We start from the raw sequence: 17,266 nt of genomic DNA on the forward strand, positions 1-17,266 counted from the left end.
CTTGCAGGAAATTCGGCGAGCACAAGCCGATGTAAGGGAGCGCCAGGGATGTCCACCAAACCTCAACTGCCGGAACGTCCACCGCGGGGGACGGGCGGACCCGCCGCACTTGAAGGTCTCCTGGTCGTGGATTTCACGCGCGTGGTGGCGGGACCTGCCTGCACGCAGACGCTCGCCGATTTCGGTGCACGCGTCATCAAGATCGAAAATCCGGACGGTGGCGACGACACGCGCGCCTATGAGCATGCCGAAATCGGTGGTGAAAGCGCGGCCTATCTCAGCCTGAACCGCAACAAGCACGGCATTGTGCTCGATCTTGCCGTGCCGGAGGCGCGCGAGATCACGCGGGATCTGATTCGCAAGGCGGACGTGGTCGTTGAGAATTTTTCGAGCGGGGTGATGAGGAAATTCGGCCTCGACTATGAGGCGGTCGCGCCACTCAATCCGCGGCTGGTCTATTGCTCGATCTCGGCCTATGGACGAACCGGCCCCTTCGCCTCTCGTCCCGGTTTCGATCCGATTACGCAGGCTGAAAGCGGATTCATGTCGCTCAACGGGTTCGCCGACGGCCCGGCTGTTCGGACTGGCCCACCGATCGTCGACATGGCGACGGGGATGTCCGCCTGCAACGCCATCCTGCTGGCACTGCTGGCCCGGGATCGGCTTGGTCGCGGCCAGCATGTTGAAGTCGCCCTGTTCGATGTGGCCATGGGCATGACCGGCTTCTACGGCATGGCTTACTTGATCAATGGCGAGAATCCCGGCCGGTTCGGCAACTCGCCGAGCGGCTCTCCCACGGTGGGTGTCTACGAGGCATCCGATGGACCGCTCTACATGGCCTGCGCCAACGATCGGTTGTATCGACGGCTGGTGGTCGAGGTGTTGAACCGTCCTGATCTCATCAGCGATCCCCGGTTCGCGACGCGGAAGGCGCGGTCCGAGAACAAGGAGCTGCTGCGAAAGACGATCGCGGAAGTCTTCGCAAGCGACAGCCTCGAGAACTGGATGGCGAAGATGAAGCTGGCCAATATCCCGGTTGGCTATCTCCGTACCGTCGAGGAGGGGTTCAATGCGCCCGAAGCGCGGGAGCGTCATCGTCTGAACCAGATTCTGCACCCGACGGCGGGATGGGTCCCCAACATCGAGCCTCCCATCGGCATGAGCTTGACGGCCGCGGTTGACCCGGTCGCAGCGCCGCTGCTGGGCGAGCATACCGAACAGGTCTTGCGCGATATACTTGGCTATGATGATGGCCGTATCCTGGAGTTCGCTCAAAAGGGTGTCTTTGGTTCTGGCAAGCCATCGAGCTCGGCTTAACAGAACGGTGGATACCATTTCGATGGGATGGCCGACCAGGGCAGCCGTCGTTTGCCAATGGGAATTGACGATGAACATACAGCTTTACGGCTTCTGGCGCTCGCTTGCCTCGTTTCGTGTGCGCGTGGCACTCAAGCTCAAGGGACTGCCCTTCGAGGAAATTCCGGTCGACATCCTCTCAGGGGAGCAGTTCGATCCGGACTATGACGCGGTCAACACCGAGCGCGTCGTTCCCACGCTGGTGCACGGCGAACACCGGGTGTTTCAGTCGCTGGCCATCATCGAATATCTCGAGGATCTCATGCCGGAGCCGACGCTGCTGCCGTCGGATCCTGCCGACCGCGCCTATGCTCGATCTCTCGCTTTGGTCACGATCGCGGATGCGCATCCGTTGGTGACTCCGCGGGTCCGCAACCATCTCGTCAAGATGTTCGGTGCAGATGCCAACGCAATCGAGAGTTGGGCGAAGCATTGGACGATCGAAGGACTGGCAACGTACGAGAGACTGTTGCAGCGCCGGCCAGCCGAGCCGTTTACACTTGGTCAGCGGGTGAGCGTCGCGGACATCTGCATTGCCGGCCAGGTCGTTGGAGCTCAATTTTTGAAGCTAGACCTGGCGCCATTTCCGGCCGTGGCGCGCCTGGCGGGGCACTGCTTCGCAACGCCGGCCTTCGCGACATCGCATCCCTTCGAACAATCCGGCTACACGGCGATCGCACCTCGTTAACCCTACGCCAGCTTGATTTGGCGAGGTTCCCGCCGCATAAGTGTATGGGAGCGAGGGACACGAATGGCGCTGGTAAGGAGCTGAGCATGGGTCAGTCGACGGCGAGGGATTCCGACGATCCCGCCTATGCGTCGATGATCGCGAGGGCCCGCTCGCTCTTGCCGCAACTGCGGGAGCGCGCGGCGCGGACCGAAGAGTTGCGGAACCTGCCGCCGGAAACCGAGCGGGACCTGCACGAGTCCGGCCTGTTCCGGATGCTCCAGCCGAAGCGCATTGGCGGCGCCGAGCTCGATTACGTCGCCTTGATCGATTGCGCCGACCTGCTCGGACAGGCGGACGCGTCGGTGGCCTGGAATCTCGCCAATCTCGCCAGCCATCACTGGATGCTCGCCATGTTCGAGCCGAGAGCGCAGGATCTGGTTTGGGGCGGGGACCCGGACGTGCTGATCGCGTCTTCGTTCATCTTCCCCGCCGGGCGCGCCAGGAAGGTCGAGGGCGGATACCGCCTGCACGGAAGCTGGCCGTTCTCATCGGGGGTCGCTTCGTGCGAGTGGAACATGCTCGCGAGCGTTGTCTCCTCTGACGATGAGGCTGACGGCATTGAATATCGTATCTTTCTGCTGCCCAAGGCGGACTACAACATTCTCGACACCTGGAACGTTGCAGGACTGCGCGGTACCGGGTCGTCGGACGTGGAAGTCCGGGACGCTTTCGTAGCCGATCATATGACGGTCGCCGTGAGCGATCTTGCCGGCGGTTCGGCGCCGGGAAGCAAGTTGAATCCGAACCCGCTGTATGCACTGCCTGTGTTCTCGCTGTTTCCCTATGTCCTATCCGGCGTCGCGCTCGGAAATGCGCAGGCTTGCCTGGACGATTACGCAGAGGTCTCGCGGCACCGCATATCGACCTACAATCGCGCCAAGCTGAGCGACTTTCAAAGTACCCAGATCAAGATCGCGGAGGCCTCGGCCAAGATCGATGCCGCGCGTTTGATCATGCGCTCCGCCTGTATCGATGCCATGGCAGATGCGCGGCGTCGCCACATTCCGGACATGACGACCAAGACCAGGTATCGGCGTGATGGCGCCTTCTCGGTCAATCTTTGCACCGACGCCGTCTCGATGCTGTTCGCGGCGAGCGGGGCGCGCGGCTTATTCACGACAGGTGTGTTGCAGCGACAGTTCCGCGATGCGCACGCCATCAACTCGCATCTCGCTTTTAATTTTGATGCGGCCGGGACCAATTATGGACGCGTGGCACTTGGGCTGCCGTCCGAAAATCTCACCTTGTGAGACCGGCCGATGAATGATCTGCCAAAGCAGCCGGTCGGGCCCGATCCAGCCAATGAATTCGCGAGCGACAGTTCGCGGATCGATCCTCGCGACTTTCGCAATGCGCTCGGCACCTATGCCACGGGTGTGACGATCATTACGGCCGCAGGTCCGGACGGAAGGCCTTATGGATTGACCTGCAACTCGTTTGCTTCGGTCTCCCTCAATCCGCCATTGGTGCTTTGGAGTCTTGTGGTCTATTCCTCAAGCTTGACCGTATTTCAGAACGCCAGCCATTTTACGGTCAACGTGCTTGGCGCTTCGCAACAGGCGCTTGCGAACAAATTCGCCAAGTCATCCGATGACAAATTCACCGGCATCGACTGGACGCCAGGGCTCGGGAACGCTCCGGTGCTCGCCGACAGCGTCGCCGCCTTTCAGTGCCGCTCGGTCAATCGCTACTATGGCGGTGACCACGTGATCTTTCTCGGCGCGGTCGAGGCCTATACTTACAATGCGAAGGAGCCGCTGCTGTTTGCGCGCGGCGCATTTGGCCGATCCGTTCCCGACGAAGAGGGCAAGAAGCCGTAAATGGAGAATCGCGGCCTACCGCTCTTCCGCCGACAGCTTGTAGATCTCCAGCGCATCGGCATCCGCGCCACGGGCAGTCCTGGCCAGCCTGAAGAGCTGTCCCGCAAGCGTAGCCATCGGTACAGGAGTTGACGTCGCCTGGGCTACATCGGCAACCGTGTCGAGGTCCTTGAGCATCGTGGCGATGTGACCGAGCGGCGGGGAGTGAATGCCCTGGACCATGCGCGGTACGAAGAGCTGGAGCGGAATGGAATCTGCAAAGCCGCCGGCGAGCGCCTCGGGCAGCCGATTGGCGTCAATGCCGGCATTGACCGCAAGGCGCGTTGCTTCCGCGAGGACGGCCATTGCGCATCCGACAATCACCTGGTTGCAGAGTTTTGCGGTCTGGCCGGCGCCGATCGCGCCCATGTGGGTGAACCTGCGTGCCATGGCCAACACGTAGGGCCGCACTCTTTCGATGTCACCCGTTTCACCGCCGGCCATGACGGCGAGCGTGCCTTCCTCCGCACCCTTGGTGCCGCCGGACACGGGCGCATCGACCCAGCTTGCAGCGTTGGCAGCTTTCAGCCGAGCGGCGAGATCGCGCGCGGCATCTGGATGAATCGAGGAGAAATCGACCACGAGTTTACCTGCGCCGGAAGCCGCTGAAACGCCTTCGGGTCCGAAGATCACTTCTTCCACGGCATTTGCGTCCGTCACGCACATGAAGACGATGTCCGAGCCGTCCAGGAGGACGCGGGGCGTCGTTGCGCGGCTTGCACCGGACTCGAGCAGCGGCGCCAGTTTGGCTTCCGAACGGTTCCAGACGGTCACCTGATAACCGGCCTTCAGCAGGCGCCGGCTCATGGGCGCACCCATGAGCCCAAGGCCGAGATAGCCAAGCCTCTCGACGTGCCGCGCGTCGGCCTTGCTCGCTTCAGCCATAGGTTGCTTCCTTCTGCCGCGGCGCAGCGCCGCCGGTGCACCATACATCGTGGACCCCGCGGCGAAACCGGGGCAGCCTGCATGGCTTGCCTCATTGTTTGAACCATGAAACATTTGGGGTGGTTGGGTTCGGTGGCGCCGGTCGGCGCCGGAGCAACGGAGTGGGCACGATGCGGACGGTTTCGAGCTGGATGCTGGCAGCAGGGGCAGTGTTGGCCGTGATGGCGGGCGCAAGCCACTCATGGGCGCAGCAGACAATCCGCGTCGGCTGGACCATCCCGGCTGAGGAATCCAAATACTGGATGATGCGCAGGCCGGCCGAATTTCCCAATCTCGGCAAGACCTACAACGTCGAATGGACCCAATTCCAGGGTACCGCGCCGATGACGCAGGCACTGGCTGCCGGCGCACTCGATTGCGCGACACAGGCACCGCTATCGCTCGCCAATGGCGTGGTCGGCGGCAATCTCAAGGCCTACATCGTGGCGCAGCATGTCTTCGAGAAGCCCGGCGGATTCTCGGTCTACTGGGCGGTCATGGACGATTCGCCGATCAAGACGATTGCCGACCTCAAGGGCAAGACGGTCGGCATTTCCGTGATCGGCGGCGGGACGCAAGGGCCGTTCAACCTGCTTCTCAAGCAGAATGGCATCGATCCGGCGAAGGACATCAAGCTCGTCGAAGTCGGCTTTGCCGTCTCGGAAGATGCGTTGCGCCAGGGCCGTGTCGATGCGGTCAATATGAACCAGCCGTTCGCCGCGCGCGCAGAAGCAAAAGGCGGCACCCGAAAGCTGTTCTCGCTGTCGCAAGTGATGCCGAATATCGTGCATATCCTGGAAGCCTGCCGCGCCGATTTCGTCGACAAGAACCCGGAACTGGTCAAGGCCTATGTCCGCGATATCACGTCGGGCATGAAGAAGGCCTTGGCGAACCGCGAAGAGACGCTGAAGGTAGTCTCCGAAGTGCTAAAAGCGCCCATCCCGGTGCTCGACACTTATCTTCTCAAGGACAACGATTTCGGCCGTGATCCGGGTGCGGCGCCGAACTTCCCGGCGATCCAGAAGATGCTGGATATCTATGCTGAAACGGGAATGCTCCCGAAGCTGGATGTCGCCCAGTTCAAGCATCCGACAATCGTTGCGCCACTGCAGTAGGCGATCGATCGTCCGTTGAATTCACGAGGCCGCAATGTCCCGGTCATGTGCGGGACATTGGACGAAGATGATGCACGTATGAAGAAGTTGCGCTCACGGATAACGACTGACGGCCTCGATCGGGCCCCGCATCGCGCATTCATGCGCGCGATGGGCCTGGACGACGAGGCCATCGCCAAACCGATGGTCGGCGTCGTCAGCATGAAGGGTGAGCAGACGCCCTGCAACATGACCCACGACTTCCAGGTCGCGGCAGCCAAGACCGGGATCGAGGAAGCCGGCGGGACGCCGCGCGAATTCTCGACCGTCTCGGTCTCCGACGGCATCAGCATGAATCACGAGGGGATGAAGTTCTCCCTGTTTTCGCGCGAGCTGATCGCCGATTCGATCGAAGCGGTCGTGCATGGCCTCGCCTACGACGCACTGATCGGATACGGCGGATGCGACAAGACGCTTCCGGGCGTGATGATGGGAATGGTTCGTTGCAACGTGCCGTCCATCTTCATCTACGGCGGCAGTTCGCTGCCGGGCCGTGTGGACGGGCGCACCCTGACGGTCCTCGACTCCTACGAAGCCGTCGGTAGCTTCATGACCGGTGAGATCGACGCCGCGACGCTCGAGCGGATCGAGCGCGCCTGCCTGCCGACCATTGGCGCCTGCGCCGGTCAGTTCACCGCGAATACCATGGGAATGGTGTCGGAAGCGATGGGCCTGACCATTCCCAATGTTTCGATGGTCCCGGGCGTTTATGCCGAACGCGCGCAGATCTCGCGGCGCGCCGGCCGGCTCGTGATGGAGATGCTGGAGCGCGGCGGGCCATTGCCTCGCGACATCGTGACCCGGAAATCGCTCGAAAACGGAGCCGCAATCGTTGCTGCGACCGGCGGTTCGACCAATGCCGCGCTGCATCTGCCGGCGATCGCGAACGAGGCCGGCATCGCATTTACGATCGATGATCTCGGCGAGGTGTTAGCTCGGACGCCGCTGATCGGAAACCTGCGCCCCGGCGGCAAATACACCGCCAAGGACGTCTACGACATTGGCGGCGCGGCCGTTGTGATCCGCGAGTTGATCCAGAGCGGGCATATCGACGGCCGCTGCCTGACCATCACGGGCCGTACGCTCGCGGAAGAATATGGCGCGGCCAACGCGCCCGATGGCGAGGTCGTCTACATGGCCCGCGCACCGATCATGCCGGATGGCGGCGTGGCGGTATTGAAGGGCAATCTCTGTCCTGATGGCGCGGTGATCAAGGTTGCAGGTCTGAAGACCCAGTTCTTCGAAGGCGTCGCACGCGTATTCGAAGATGAGGAGGGCTGCGTCGCGGCGGTACGGGAGCGCAGCTACAAGGCAGGCGAGGTTTTGGTGATCCGCAATGAAGGACCGGTCGGCGGTCCTGGCATGCGCGAGATGCTCGGCGTCACCGCGCTGATTTATGGGCAGGGCATGGGCGAGAAGGTGGCCTTGATCACCGATGGGCGATTTTCCGGCGCAACCCGCGGCATGTGCATCGGCTATGTGTCTCCGGAAGCGTTTGTTGGCGGTCCGCTGGCGCTCGTTCGTGACGGCGACAAGATTCAGAATCGACGCGGCCGGCCGCCGCATGGACCTGCTGGTCGATGAGCAGGAACTCGCAACGCGCCGGCGCGATTGGAAGCCTCGTCCGCCACGTCATCGCGCCGGGGCACTCGCGAAGTACGCGCGGCTGGTTGGTCAGGCGCCGGGTGGAGCGGTGACGCATGAGGGGCCGGCAGAATGGCCCTGGTTCGATTGAACCATGATGTTTGCGCGAAAATGACGATCCGTTTGGCAAGTTTCTTGCTAAGCTCGTGGCGCTGATGGAGCACATTCTGCTGGTCGGCTGCGCGACTTTCGCGCACGGGTGAAGCGAGAGACGTGATGAAGGTAATGCCTTCGAGATCGAGCGAATGGGTGAGACCGGTGACGTCACAACAGCCGGCTTCCGCGATCATCGAGATCGACCACGTCTCGCAGGTCTTTCAAACCTCGGCGCGCAACGATCATTTGGCGTTGTCGGATATCTCGCTGACGATCGAAGAGCGGGCCTTTGTCTCCATTCTTGGTCCGTCGGGCTGTGGCAAGTCGACACTGCTCTACATCGTCGGCGGTTTCGTCAGTCCGACCAGCGGGACGGCGAGAATCAAGGGACGCACGATCACGGGGCCGGGCCCGGATCGCGGACCGGTGTTCCAGGAGTTCGCACTGTTTCCCTGGAAGACGGTCCTCGGCAACGTGATGTATGGCCCGCGCCAGCAAGGCGTGGGTGCCACTGAGGTCGAGGTCCAAAGCCGTGCCTTGATCGAGATGGTCGGCCTCAAGGGTTACGAAAACTTCTATCCAAAGGAATTGTCGGGCGGCATGAAGCAACGCGTCGCACTGGCGCGGACGCTCGCGTATCATCCCGAAGTCCTGTTGATGGACGAGCCCTTCGGTGCGCTCGACGCCCACACGCGAACACGCCTGCAGAACGATCTCCTGAATATCTGGGAACGCGATCGCAAAACGGTGTTGTTCGTCACCCATTCAGTCGACGAAGCCGTTTTCCTGTCCGATAAGGTCGTGATGATGTCGAAATCTCCAGGTCGTATTCGACAGGTCATCGACATCGATCTACCGCGCCCGCGCCGCCGCAGCGAACTGTTGCTCGACCCGCGGTACCAGAAATACGTCGTCGACATCGAGCGCATGTTCGATGAGAGCGACGAAGTTCGGTTACCGTCGTGATATCGTCGGCGACCTTGGCTAAGCGTGCTGCGCCGGTGTTCGCCTGCATCGGGCTGCTTGCGGTATGGCAGATCGCCTCGCTGGCGCTGAAGAACGACAGCTTTCCGACCGCGATCGAGGCGGTCCGTGCGATCCCGGACATCCTTGGCGACAAGGAGTCCTTGATCAACATTCTGGCCTCGCTTCGCCGCATGGCGATGGGATTCGGCGGGGCGGTGCTTGTTTCGATTCCCTTGGGCCTGTTGATGGGGCGCAGCCGCGCGGTCGCGGCTTTTTTCAATCCGCTGTTGATGGTCATCTACCCGGTCCCGAAGGCCGCACTGATGCCGATCATCATGCTGTGGCTGGGGGTCGGCGACATCACCAAGACGCTGGTTATCTTTCTCGGGGTCAGTCTGCCTGTGATCTATCACAGCTTTGAGGGTGCGAAAGCCGTCGAGGAGAAGATGCTGTGGTCGGGCGCGGCAATGGGACTCTCGGCGCTACAGCGCTTGGTTCGGATCGTGCTGCCTGCCGCGCTGCCGGAAATCCTGACCGGCTGCCGCACTGGGCTTGTGCTGGCACTGATCACGATGATCACCAGTGAGATGATCGCTCGCCAGTCCGGCGCCGGGAACATCTTGTTCAACGCACTCGACATGGGGCAGTATGACACGGTGTATGCGATGATCATCATCGTGGGTGCGATGGGCATCTGCCTGGATGCGATGTTCGAGCGGGTCCGCGCCAGGCTTGTACGATGGTCCGAGCCTCAGTTCGATCTGCCCCTGAGCTTCTCATGAGATCGCGCCTTACCCCAATGAATATTGCTCTCGGGATCGCACCGATCGCATTTGTGATCGCGGTGTGGCAAGGGCTGGTGTCATCCGGCCTCGCACCCGCTGTCTTGCTTCCGCCCCCGGGATATGTCTTCAGCCGGCTGCTGCAACAGCTTGTCACGTGGACGTTCCAGCAGGAGATCGCGGCAACTCTTGTTCGTCTGTTTGCCGGCTTTGCGATTGCGGTCGTGCTTGGGGTGAGCATAGGCATCGCTGCCGCCGCAAGTCCCGCGATCAATGCTGTCGTTCGACCGATCGTGCGCGTGCTCGCGCCTTTGCCCAAGGTCGCGCTTTATCCGGCGCTGTTGCTGCTGCTCGGTTTCGGCCACGGATCGAAGATCACTCTGGTGGCTGCCGACGCCTTGTTCCCCATTTTGCTGTCAACCTATTATGGCGCGTCGAGCGTCGAGCAGAAGCTGATCTGGTCGGCCATGGCGGCGGGAACGCCGCGGTATGAAATTCTGTTCAAGGTGGTGTTGCCGGCCGCCATGCCGTCGATCCTGACCGGCTGCAGGATCGGTCTTGTCATTTCCTGCATCGTGGTGTTTCTGGCGGAGATGATTACGTCGACGGACGGGCTGGGTCATGTCCTCGTCACCGCGGCCCGGACCTTTCAGGCCGTCGACATGTTCGTGCCGCTGATTACGATCTCGCTGCTTGGTCTGATCCTGAACGGACTGTTGGGGGCCTTGCGATCATACCTTTTACGGGGCTTTCCCGAAGCGTGATCTGACCAAACAAGAAGCCGTTAACGGGAGCGAACCATGCTGGCTGATCGCATCGAAGCAAAATGGATCGACGCATTCTGCGAGATTTTTGAGCGATGCGCGGTCAGGGCGGGTGATACCGCGGCAATCCTCTCGGAGACGCAGTCGCGCGCGTTGAATGTGCACCTGGCTGAGCTTGCTCTACTGCGCATGGGGGCGCGGCCGTTTCACGTGGTGATACCGACGTCCCGCAACCGCAATATCGTGCCGGTCCGCTCGACAGGAGCGAGCGAGGCCATCCAGAAACTTGGGCCAGTCATCAGCGCGCTCCAGCAGGCGGGCTTCGTGGTGGATTGCACCATAGAAGGCCTGATGCACGCGGCGGAGACACCCGAGATTTTGAAGGCCGGTGCGCGGATCCTCGTGATTTCCAACGAGCATCCTGAGGCGCTGGAGCGGATGGTCCCGGATTCGGCCCTCGAGAAGCGCGTTCGCGCTGCAGCGAAGATGCTGCGCGGGACCAAGCGGATGCGAGTCACATCAAAAGCGGGGACCGCTCTCGACGTCGACATGGTCGGAGCTTCGACAGTCGGCGTATGGGGCTGGACAGACAAACCCGGCACGCTAGCGCACTGGCCCGGCGGCATTGTCGTGAGCTTTCCCAAGAGCGGGACGATCAACGGCACGCTGGTGATGGCGCCGGGCGACATCAATCTCACCTTCAAGCGCTATCTGACCTCGCCGATTAAAATGACGTTGAAGGATGACTATGTCGTCGAGCTGGACGGCGAGGGCGCGGATGCGGCGATGATGCGGGCTTATCTCGCCGCTTGGGGTGATCGCGAGGCCTATGCGGTATCGCATGTTGGCTTCGGCATGAATCCGGGCGCGCGCTACGAGGCGCTCTCGATGTACGACCAGCGCGACACCAACGGCACGGAGATCCGCGCGGTCTCCGGCAATTTCCTGTTCTCGACCGGCGCCAACGAATTCGCCGGCCGCTACACGGCAGGCCATTTCGACCTGCCGATGATGGGAACCACCATCGAGCTCGACGGGGTCGCGGTCGTCCGCGAAGGCGTGCTTCAGGATATCTTCGGCTGACCGCGATCGAGCACGGGCGGGCGCGCCAGGTCGAAGTGCCGGAGCAGGTCGACCATGGCCTGAAGCCGCTTTGTGCGATAGGCGTCGACGTCGAGGCCGGAATAATCGAGAAAGCCTGCGCCCGTTCGCAGGCCGATCCTGCCTTCATGCATGTTGCGTGAAATGACGTCCGGCGCGCGATAACGGTCGCTGCCGAGCGCGCCTTCGAGATACCGGCTGGCGTAGTAGAGAATGTCGCCGCCGCCCCAGTCGATGAATTCAAGCAGCCCGAGCACTGCGTAGCGGAAGCCGAAGCCGTAACGGATCGCCTTGTCGATGTCCTCGGCGCTTGCGACACCTTCCTCGACCATGCGCGCCGCTTCATTCATCGCAAGCGCCTGGATGCGCGGGACGATGAAGCCGGGGGTGGCAGCGCAGACCACCGGCACCTTGCCGATGCCTTCCAGCAGCGCCTTGACCTCTTCGATGATGGCCGGGTCGGTTCCACTCCCGGGCGAAACCTCCACTAGCGGGATCAGATAGGCCGGATTGAGCCAATGGACATTGAGGAAGCGGCGAGGATTTTCGATCGCGCCGGATAGATCGTCGACGAGAATAGTCGATGTCGTTGACGCGATGACGGTGTCGGGGCGAACCTGCCTCGACGCAGATCCCAGCACCTCGCGTTTGAGCTCGACCACCTCAGGAACGCCCTCGAACACCATTCCCGCGTCGGCAAGCGCTGCAGCACTCCGGTGAGATGCCACTACCGAGACCCGCGCGATGAGGGGCTCGACATCGGCCTCGGTCAGTAGCCCCAGGCTCGACAGGCTGGCGAATGTTTTCCGGACCTCGCCGAGCGCGTCCGCCTCCAGCTTGGTGAACTCCTCCGCGGAACGGGCCTTGGCGTCGACCATGGTGACGCTGTGTCCCGCGTACGCGAACGCAACAGCGATGCCGCGCCCCATGCGGCCGGCACCGAGACATGCGATCTTGGTGCGAGTCGTCATGGATCAAAATCCCTTGCGAAGCAGCGTCTGCAACTCGGCTTTGCCGAGATTGCCAAGCCCCAGCGTATCGAGCGTTCGTCCGCCCTGCTCGAAATTCTCGCCGCAGACCGCGCCACCGATGGCGAGGAAAGCTTTGGCCAGCGGCGTGGCCACGCCCGCCAGGCTCGCGACTGAGACCAGCAGCGACAATCCAAGCCGCAGATCCTCCCGCATGTAGCGATGCTCGGTGAGCACGATGCGTTCACGCCAATCGCCGGAATCCGTGAGCCGGTCATGCGAGCCGCGGCCATACATCCAGATTTCGCCTTCCCGGGCGTAGTGATGGGCCAAGGGAAAATGCGGTGCGCCATATCCAAGCGCCTCGCGCACCGCGATCCGCTCGGCGTCCAGCGCGTCGGTGACCTGGCGAATGGAGGCTTGGGTGCCCTCCTTGTGAATATCCCATTTTTCGAAGTGCTCGATCGGGCCCGCATTCATCACGATCAGTGGCGGGTGGATGATAGGACCTGCATTCATCAGCGCGCCCGAAAGCGCGTCTCCGCACGGTTCGATCGCGCCGGGAAAAGCACGTCCGATCACTTCCAGCGCTTGCGGCGCCCGCTCGAGTGGAAACACGCCGACCGGCAATCGCTTGGCGCGGATGGTGATCGCGACCTCGAAGGGCCCGTGCTTGCGGGTGAGCCAGGGAAGCGTGCCGGTCTCGGCGAAGCTCGCGCTGGCGCGATTGCTGGCATCCCGCACGGCTTGTGCGAAGATCATCGAGCCGAATGTCGCCGGCGGCAGAAACACGACTTGGCCGTCCCGCAAATGTGGGGCAAGCAGGCGGGCGATGTCCGGCTGCGCGAACGCGGGGGCGGGGCACAGGATCAGTTCGGCGCCGCTGACCGCTTCGGCGATGTCGGCCGTCACCAGCGCCAGTTTCACGTTGTGGCGGCCATTGTGGTCCTTCACCACGATTCTGGAACCAGCGGCACGATGAGCTGCGACCTGATCCGCGTCGCGGCGCCAGAGCCGGACCTCGTGCCTCGCCAGCGCAAAATCGCCTGCGGCCGCGAAAGAGCCGTTACCACCGCCCAGGACCGCAATCTTCAAGATGCTTCTCCCTGCGCGCGTGACTGCGCATCAAGTCGCTTCAGCAGGAAGTGCTGGACCTTGCCGAGCGCCGTGCGCGGCAGGTCGGCGACGAAGATGATGTCGCGCGGAACTTTGTATCGCGCGAGCTGAGCCTGCAGGTGCGCTTTCAGCTCGTCCGCTTCGAGCCGGCAGCCGGATCGCCGGATCACATAGGCAATCGGCACCTCGTCCCAGCGTGGGTCGGGCCTGCCGATCACGGCGCATTCGCTGACGTCGGGATGTTCGAGCAAGACGCGCTCGACCTCGGCCGGATAGACGTTCTCGCCACCGGAAATGATCATGTTCTTCTTGCGATCGCGGACCCAGAAATAGCCGTCCGCGTCGCACAACCCGATATCGCCGGTGCGATACCAGCCGTCCAGAAGCGCGTCGCGTGTGGCGTCCGCATTGCCCCAATATTCGAAGAACACGTTGGAGCCGCGCAGCGCGATCTCCCCGGTGTGTCCGGCGGAAGCTCGGCCCCTGCCTGGTCGATCACCTTTGCTTCGCAGCACAGCCCGGCAAGACCGGTGGATCCCACGCGCGAGAGATCGCCGCCGAGCCGCGTGTAGACCGCGATGGGGCAGGTTTCGGTCGAACCGTAGACCTGGAGAACGGGAACGCCGCGTGCGACGAAGCGATCGATCAGATGCGGCGGCACGATCGTCGAGCCGGTGGCGACCGCCTTCAGCGACGAAAGATCGGCGGTCGCCCAGGCGGGATGCTCGGTCACGGCCTGGATGATCGCGGGCACCATCACCGTCAGTGTCGGCCGCTCTCGCTCAATGGCTGCCAGCGCGGTTTCCGGCGTGAAACGCGCGTGGATCGTGACGGTCGCGCCAAAATGGAGCGCCGGTGTGGTCTGGATGTTGAGGCCGCCGACGTGGAAGAATGGCAGCACCGTCAAGACGTGATCGTCGGACGTCATGTTGTGCATGTGCTGGCTCATGACGCCGTTCCAGAACAGCGCTTCCTGGCGTAGCACCGCGCCCTTCGGCCGTCCGGTCGTTCCTGATGTGTAGACGATGAGCAGCGGGCAGGAGAGATCGGTGTGTGGATTGCGGCTGCTGCCGTCGCCGTGCGCCAGCAGGCTCTCGAATGTCTCGCCGCGAGGCGGTGCGAAGTCCAATCCGACGACGGCGAGTCCCGGCGAAATTGCCTCAAGCTCAGGAAGAATACTCTCGAATGCCTGCTCGAGCACCAGAACCTTGGCGCCCGCATCGGAGATGATGAAGAGCTGCTCGGCGACCGCCAGCCGCCAGTTCAACGGCACCAGCATCGCGCCAAGCCGCGCGCACGCATAGAGCAGAACCAGATAGTCCGGTCGATTCAGGCTCAGGATCGCGACCCGGTCGCCGCGGCCGACCCCAAGCTGCTGCTTCAATGCCGTTGCGGTGCGCTCGATGCGTGCGGTAAGCGCGCGATAGCTCAGCCGTTCCCCCTCGAAGGCTATGGCTGTCTTGTCCGGCGCGAACGCCGCGTTGCGGTCGATCAGGCTACAGAGGTCCACCGTCAGTCGTCCGTTTCGCCGGCCTCGTACAGCGCCTCGCGTCCGATACGATCGAGGCAAAGTTCGGCCGTCCAGGGCAGCATCAGCGAGCCGCAGCGGCTGTCGCGATAGATCCGCTCCAGCGGCAGTGATCGCAGCATGGCCTGGCCCCCGCAGGTGCGGATCGCGAGCGCCGCCAACTCGTTGGCGCCCTCCATCACCGAATATTGCGCGGCGTAGGCGCGCAGCACCTGCTCCTTGCTCGGGTTCGCCCGCGCCTCGGTGACGGCCTGAAACCAGATCGCCTTGATCTGCTCCAGCTTGATCTGCATCTGGGCGACGGCGATCTGCTTGGTCGGGTACATCCTGCGCTTGACCGGCGGCATGCCCGGCACCTCGCCGCGCAAATATCGCACGGTGAAATCATAGGCCGCCTGCGCCAAACCCATATAGGTCGGCGACAACGTCAGGAACATATGCGGCCAGCGCATCGCGGCCTGGAAATAGACGCCGCGCGGCATCAGCGCGGCATCCTCCGGCACGAACACGTCCTTGAACAGCAGCGTCCGCGACACCGTGCCGCGCATGCCGAGCGGATCCCAGTCGCCGACGACGGAGACGCCTTGCGACTTCGCAGGGATCGCCAGGTAAAGCGTGTTGCGGCGCGAGGCCTTCTCGCCTTCCTCGATCTCGGTGCAAAGTACGCCGTAATAATCGGCGTGGCCGGAGAGCGACGCAAAGATTTTCTTCCCGTTGACGATCCAGCCGCCTTCGACCGGCTTTGCTTCCGTGCCGAAGGCAACACCGCCTGCGGCGGCTGCACCGCCCTCCGAGAATGGCTGCGAGTAGATCGCGCCGTCCTCGAGGATGCGCTTGTAGTGGACGGCGCGCCGCCGCTCGTGCGCCGCGCGGGTTTCGGCGTCCATGTCGAGATCGTCGGCAAGGGGGCCGGACCACAGGGTTGAGCAGACATGCATGTTCCAGGTGAGCGCCGTTGCGCCGCAATAGCGGCCGATCTCGGCCGCCGCTAAAGCATAGGTCTGATAGTTCGCGCCGAGCCCGCCATGCTTCTTGGGAATGGCAATGCCGAGCAGGCCGACACGATGCAGGTCGCGATAATTCTCGCTCGGGAAGACCGCCTCGCGATCGTAGGTCGCGGCGCGACCGGCGAACACGCTCTGGCCGATCTCGCGGGCGCGCGTGATGATGCCGGCCTGCTCGTCGTTCAACCGGAATGCAGCGGGATCGAAGATCGGTGCGTCCAGGGCGATCTGGTCACCGGTGCCGATGGTCTTGCTGACTTGCATGGTCATTGTGCGGTCACCCGTGTCTGGCCGTGACGGCGTCCAGAAACCCGCCGAGGGCCCTGTCGAAGGCATCCGGTTGTTCGAGGTTAGCGAGATGCCCGGCGCCGGCAAGCTCGACATATTCTGCGGATGGAATGTACGACGCGGTCTTCGCCATCATCGGAGCAGGCGCGTTGTTGTCTCGGGAGCCGGACAGCAGCAACGTCGTAACGGAAATATCCTTCAGCGTGCTGCGTTGATCGAATCCGATCAAAGCCAGCATCATGGCGCGATAGCTTGCCTCGGGCACGCTCGCCATGCATTCGCTCGCAAGCTCTAACCCTTTCGGATCGGGATCGTCGCCGACCAGTTCTTTCACGAGAGAAGGCGCCAGCGACTTCATCGTCTCCCCGTGATCGAGCGGACCGAGCCTTGCGGAGATGAATGATTTCTGCCAATCGCCGTCGGCCTTGCCAAAGGCCGGGCTGGTTTGTGCCAAGACAATCGCGCGCGCCAATTTCGGTGATTGCACCAGCCATTTCTGGACGATCATGCCGCCGATCGAATGGCCGACCAGAATGGGGCTCTCCGCACCGATCTGCGCGATGAATTGCTGGAGCGCGTCCGCGAGCGCTGGGATGCTGACGCTGGCAAGCGGTGCCGATCCGCCATAGCCCGGCATATCCCACGCGATCGCGTGGAAGCGATTGCCGAATGTGGCGAGCTGTCGCCGCCAGGCCCGCGCCGCGCCGCCAATGCCGTGCAGGAATATCAGAGGCGTCGCGTTCGGATCGCCTGCCGCTTCGTAGGCGAAGCGCCCGTCTTTTGTTATCATCGGTGCGGGTTGCGACACGCGACATCCTTTTGCCTGGCGCCCGGGATGCTAACAGGCCTGTGGGCGATGGGAAGCGATAATTTTATACTTAAAGCAATTTTCGGACCGGCCTCGATCTGCAGCCCTTCGCGACGCTGACCAGCGTTTCGTTGCAAAAGTTTGAAGGTTAAAATATATCGAGGGTACGTATCACGAG

At 62.6% G+C, this 17,266-nt stretch carries 14 protein-coding genes and 2 pseudogenes; 10 read left to right on the forward strand and 6 right to left on the reverse strand.

The window, feature by feature from the left end; all coding sequences use genetic code 11:
* Positions 1–48 precede the first annotated feature (48 nt).
* From AB8Z38_RS36835 to AB8Z38_RS36850, 4 genes are all read left to right on the forward strand, one after another.
* The gene (locus AB8Z38_RS36835) at positions 49–1,317 is read left to right on the forward strand and encodes a CaiB/BaiF CoA transferase family protein (RefSeq protein ID WP_369722424.1); all 1,269 of its coding nucleotides are present in this window, start codon (positions 49–51) and stop codon (positions 1,315–1,317) included.
* A gap of 70 nt (positions 1,318–1,387) precedes the next feature.
* Positions 1,388–2,044 carry a maleylacetoacetate isomerase gene (gene maiA, locus AB8Z38_RS36840; RefSeq protein WP_369722425.1) on the forward strand — a complete coding sequence of 219 codons (657 nt, stop codon included), beginning with the start codon at positions 1,388–1,390 and terminating at the stop codon, positions 2,042–2,044.
* Between the two features lie 86 nt (positions 2,045–2,130).
* Positions 2,131–3,336 (forward strand): acyl-CoA dehydrogenase family protein, encoded by a 1,206-nt coding sequence (locus tag AB8Z38_RS36845; RefSeq protein WP_369722426.1) that lies wholly within the window; start codon positions 2,131–2,133, stop codon positions 3,334–3,336.
* 9 nt (positions 3,337–3,345) lie between these two features.
* Positions 3,346–3,906: a flavin reductase family protein gene (locus tag AB8Z38_RS36850; RefSeq protein WP_369722428.1), complete on the forward strand. Its 561-nt coding sequence runs from the start codon at positions 3,346–3,348 to the stop codon at positions 3,904–3,906.
* A 15-nt stretch (positions 3,907–3,921) separates the two neighbouring features.
* Here the strand turns inward: AB8Z38_RS36850 and AB8Z38_RS36855 are convergent, their stop codons facing one another.
* Positions 3,922–4,830 (reverse strand): NAD(P)-dependent oxidoreductase, encoded by a 909-nt coding sequence (locus AB8Z38_RS36855; RefSeq protein WP_369722429.1) that lies wholly within the window; start codon positions 4,828–4,830, stop codon positions 3,922–3,924.
* Between the two features lie 170 nt (positions 4,831–5,000).
* On the opposite strand from AB8Z38_RS36855, the gene AB8Z38_RS36860 reads away from it, so the two are divergent.
* The 6 genes and pseudogenes from AB8Z38_RS36860 (at position 5,001) to AB8Z38_RS36885 (ending at position 11,358) form a co-directional block, all read left to right on the forward strand.
* Positions 5,001–5,984 carry an ABC transporter substrate-binding protein gene (locus AB8Z38_RS36860; protein WP_369722431.1) on the forward strand — a complete coding sequence of 328 codons (984 nt, stop codon included), beginning with the start codon at positions 5,001–5,003 and terminating at the stop codon, positions 5,982–5,984.
* A 78-nt stretch (positions 5,985–6,062) separates the two neighbouring features.
* Positions 6,063–7,758, forward strand: a pseudogene (gene ilvD, locus AB8Z38_RS36865) (dihydroxy-acid dehydratase).
* Between the two features lie 125 nt (positions 7,759–7,883).
* Positions 7,884–8,729, forward strand: coding sequence for an ABC transporter ATP-binding protein (locus AB8Z38_RS36870; RefSeq protein WP_369722434.1), 846 nt, complete (start codon positions 7,884–7,886; stop codon positions 8,727–8,729).
* The gene (locus AB8Z38_RS36875; RefSeq protein ID WP_369722435.1) at positions 8,726–9,511 is read left to right on the forward strand and encodes an ABC transporter permease; all 786 of its coding nucleotides are present in this window, start codon (positions 8,726–8,728) and stop codon (positions 9,509–9,511) included. The genes AB8Z38_RS36870 and AB8Z38_RS36875 overlap by 4 nt, the downstream gene beginning before the upstream one ends.
* Positions 9,508–10,275, forward strand: coding sequence for an ABC transporter permease (locus AB8Z38_RS36880; RefSeq protein WP_369726705.1), 768 nt, complete (start codon positions 9,508–9,510; stop codon positions 10,273–10,275). The genes AB8Z38_RS36875 and AB8Z38_RS36880 overlap by 4 nt, the downstream gene beginning before the upstream one ends.
* Before the next feature lie 36 nt (positions 10,276–10,311).
* Positions 10,312–11,358, forward strand: coding sequence for a peptidase M29 (locus AB8Z38_RS36885; RefSeq protein ID WP_369722436.1), 1,047 nt, complete (start codon positions 10,312–10,314; stop codon positions 11,356–11,358).
* On the opposite strand, the gene AB8Z38_RS36890 is transcribed toward AB8Z38_RS36885, so the two are convergent.
* The 5 genes and pseudogenes from AB8Z38_RS36890 to AB8Z38_RS36910 form a co-directional block, all read right to left on the reverse strand.
* Positions 11,340–12,347 carry a 3-hydroxybutyryl-CoA dehydrogenase gene (locus tag AB8Z38_RS36890; RefSeq protein WP_369722437.1) on the reverse strand — a complete coding sequence of 336 codons (1,008 nt, stop codon included), beginning with the start codon at positions 12,345–12,347 and terminating at the stop codon, positions 11,340–11,342. The genes AB8Z38_RS36885 and AB8Z38_RS36890 overlap by 19 nt on opposite strands.
* Positions 12,348–12,350: 3 nt before the next feature.
* Positions 12,351–13,439: an NAD/NADP octopine/nopaline dehydrogenase family protein gene (locus tag AB8Z38_RS36895; RefSeq protein WP_369722438.1), complete on the reverse strand. Its 1,089-nt coding sequence runs from the start codon at positions 13,437–13,439 to the stop codon at positions 12,351–12,353.
* Positions 13,436–14,970: pseudogene (locus AB8Z38_RS36900) on the reverse strand (class I adenylate-forming enzyme family protein). The gene AB8Z38_RS36895 and the pseudogene AB8Z38_RS36900 overlap by 4 nt, the downstream one beginning before the upstream one ends.
* A 2-nt stretch (positions 14,971–14,972) precedes the next feature.
* Positions 14,973–16,262 (reverse strand): acyl-CoA dehydrogenase family protein, encoded by a 1,290-nt coding sequence (locus AB8Z38_RS36905; protein ID WP_369722439.1) that lies wholly within the window; start codon positions 16,260–16,262, stop codon positions 14,973–14,975.
* Between the two features lie 7 nt (positions 16,263–16,269).
* Positions 16,270–17,088, reverse strand: coding sequence for an alpha/beta fold hydrolase (locus AB8Z38_RS36910; RefSeq protein ID WP_369722441.1), 819 nt, complete (start codon positions 17,086–17,088; stop codon positions 16,270–16,272).
* Between the last annotated feature and the right edge of the window lie 178 nt (positions 17,089–17,266).

This window comes from Bradyrhizobium sp. LLZ17, from assembly GCF_041200145.1.
GTDB lineage: Bacteria > Pseudomonadota > Alphaproteobacteria > Rhizobiales > Xanthobacteraceae > Bradyrhizobium.

Bases quoted from the DNA above. Each gene is read 5' to 3' on its own strand.
- AB8Z38_RS36835 (WP_369722424.1), top strand. From the start codon at position 49: ATGTCCACCAAACCTCAACTGCCGGAACGTCCACCGCGGGGGACGGGC.
- maiA (WP_369722425.1), top strand. From the start codon at position 1,388: ATGAACATACAGCTTTACGGCTTCTGGCGCTCGCTTGCCTCGTTTCGT.
- AB8Z38_RS36845 (WP_369722426.1), top strand. From the start codon at position 2,131: ATGGGTCAGTCGACGGCGAGGGATTCCGACGATCCCGCCTATGCGTCG.
- AB8Z38_RS36850 (WP_369722428.1), top strand. From the start codon at position 3,346: ATGAATGATCTGCCAAAGCAGCCGGTCGGGCCCGATCCAGCCAATGAA.
- AB8Z38_RS36855 (WP_369722429.1), bottom strand. From the start codon at position 4,830: ATGGCTGAAGCGAGCAAGGCCGACGCGCGGCACGTCGAGAGGCTTGGC.
- AB8Z38_RS36860 (WP_369722431.1), top strand. From the start codon at position 5,001: ATGCGGACGGTTTCGAGCTGGATGCTGGCAGCAGGGGCAGTGTTGGCC.
- AB8Z38_RS36870 (WP_369722434.1), top strand. From the start codon at position 7,884: ATGAAGGTAATGCCTTCGAGATCGAGCGAATGGGTGAGACCGGTGACG.
- AB8Z38_RS36880 (WP_369726705.1), top strand. From the start codon at position 9,508: ATGAGATCGCGCCTTACCCCAATGAATATTGCTCTCGGGATCGCACCG.
- AB8Z38_RS36885 (WP_369722436.1), top strand. From the start codon at position 10,312: ATGCTGGCTGATCGCATCGAAGCAAAATGGATCGACGCATTCTGCGAG.
- AB8Z38_RS36890 (WP_369722437.1), bottom strand. From the start codon at position 12,347: ATGACGACTCGCACCAAGATCGCATGTCTCGGTGCCGGCCGCATGGGG.
- AB8Z38_RS36905 (WP_369722439.1), bottom strand. From the start codon at position 16,262: ATGACCATGCAAGTCAGCAAGACCATCGGCACCGGTGACCAGATCGCC.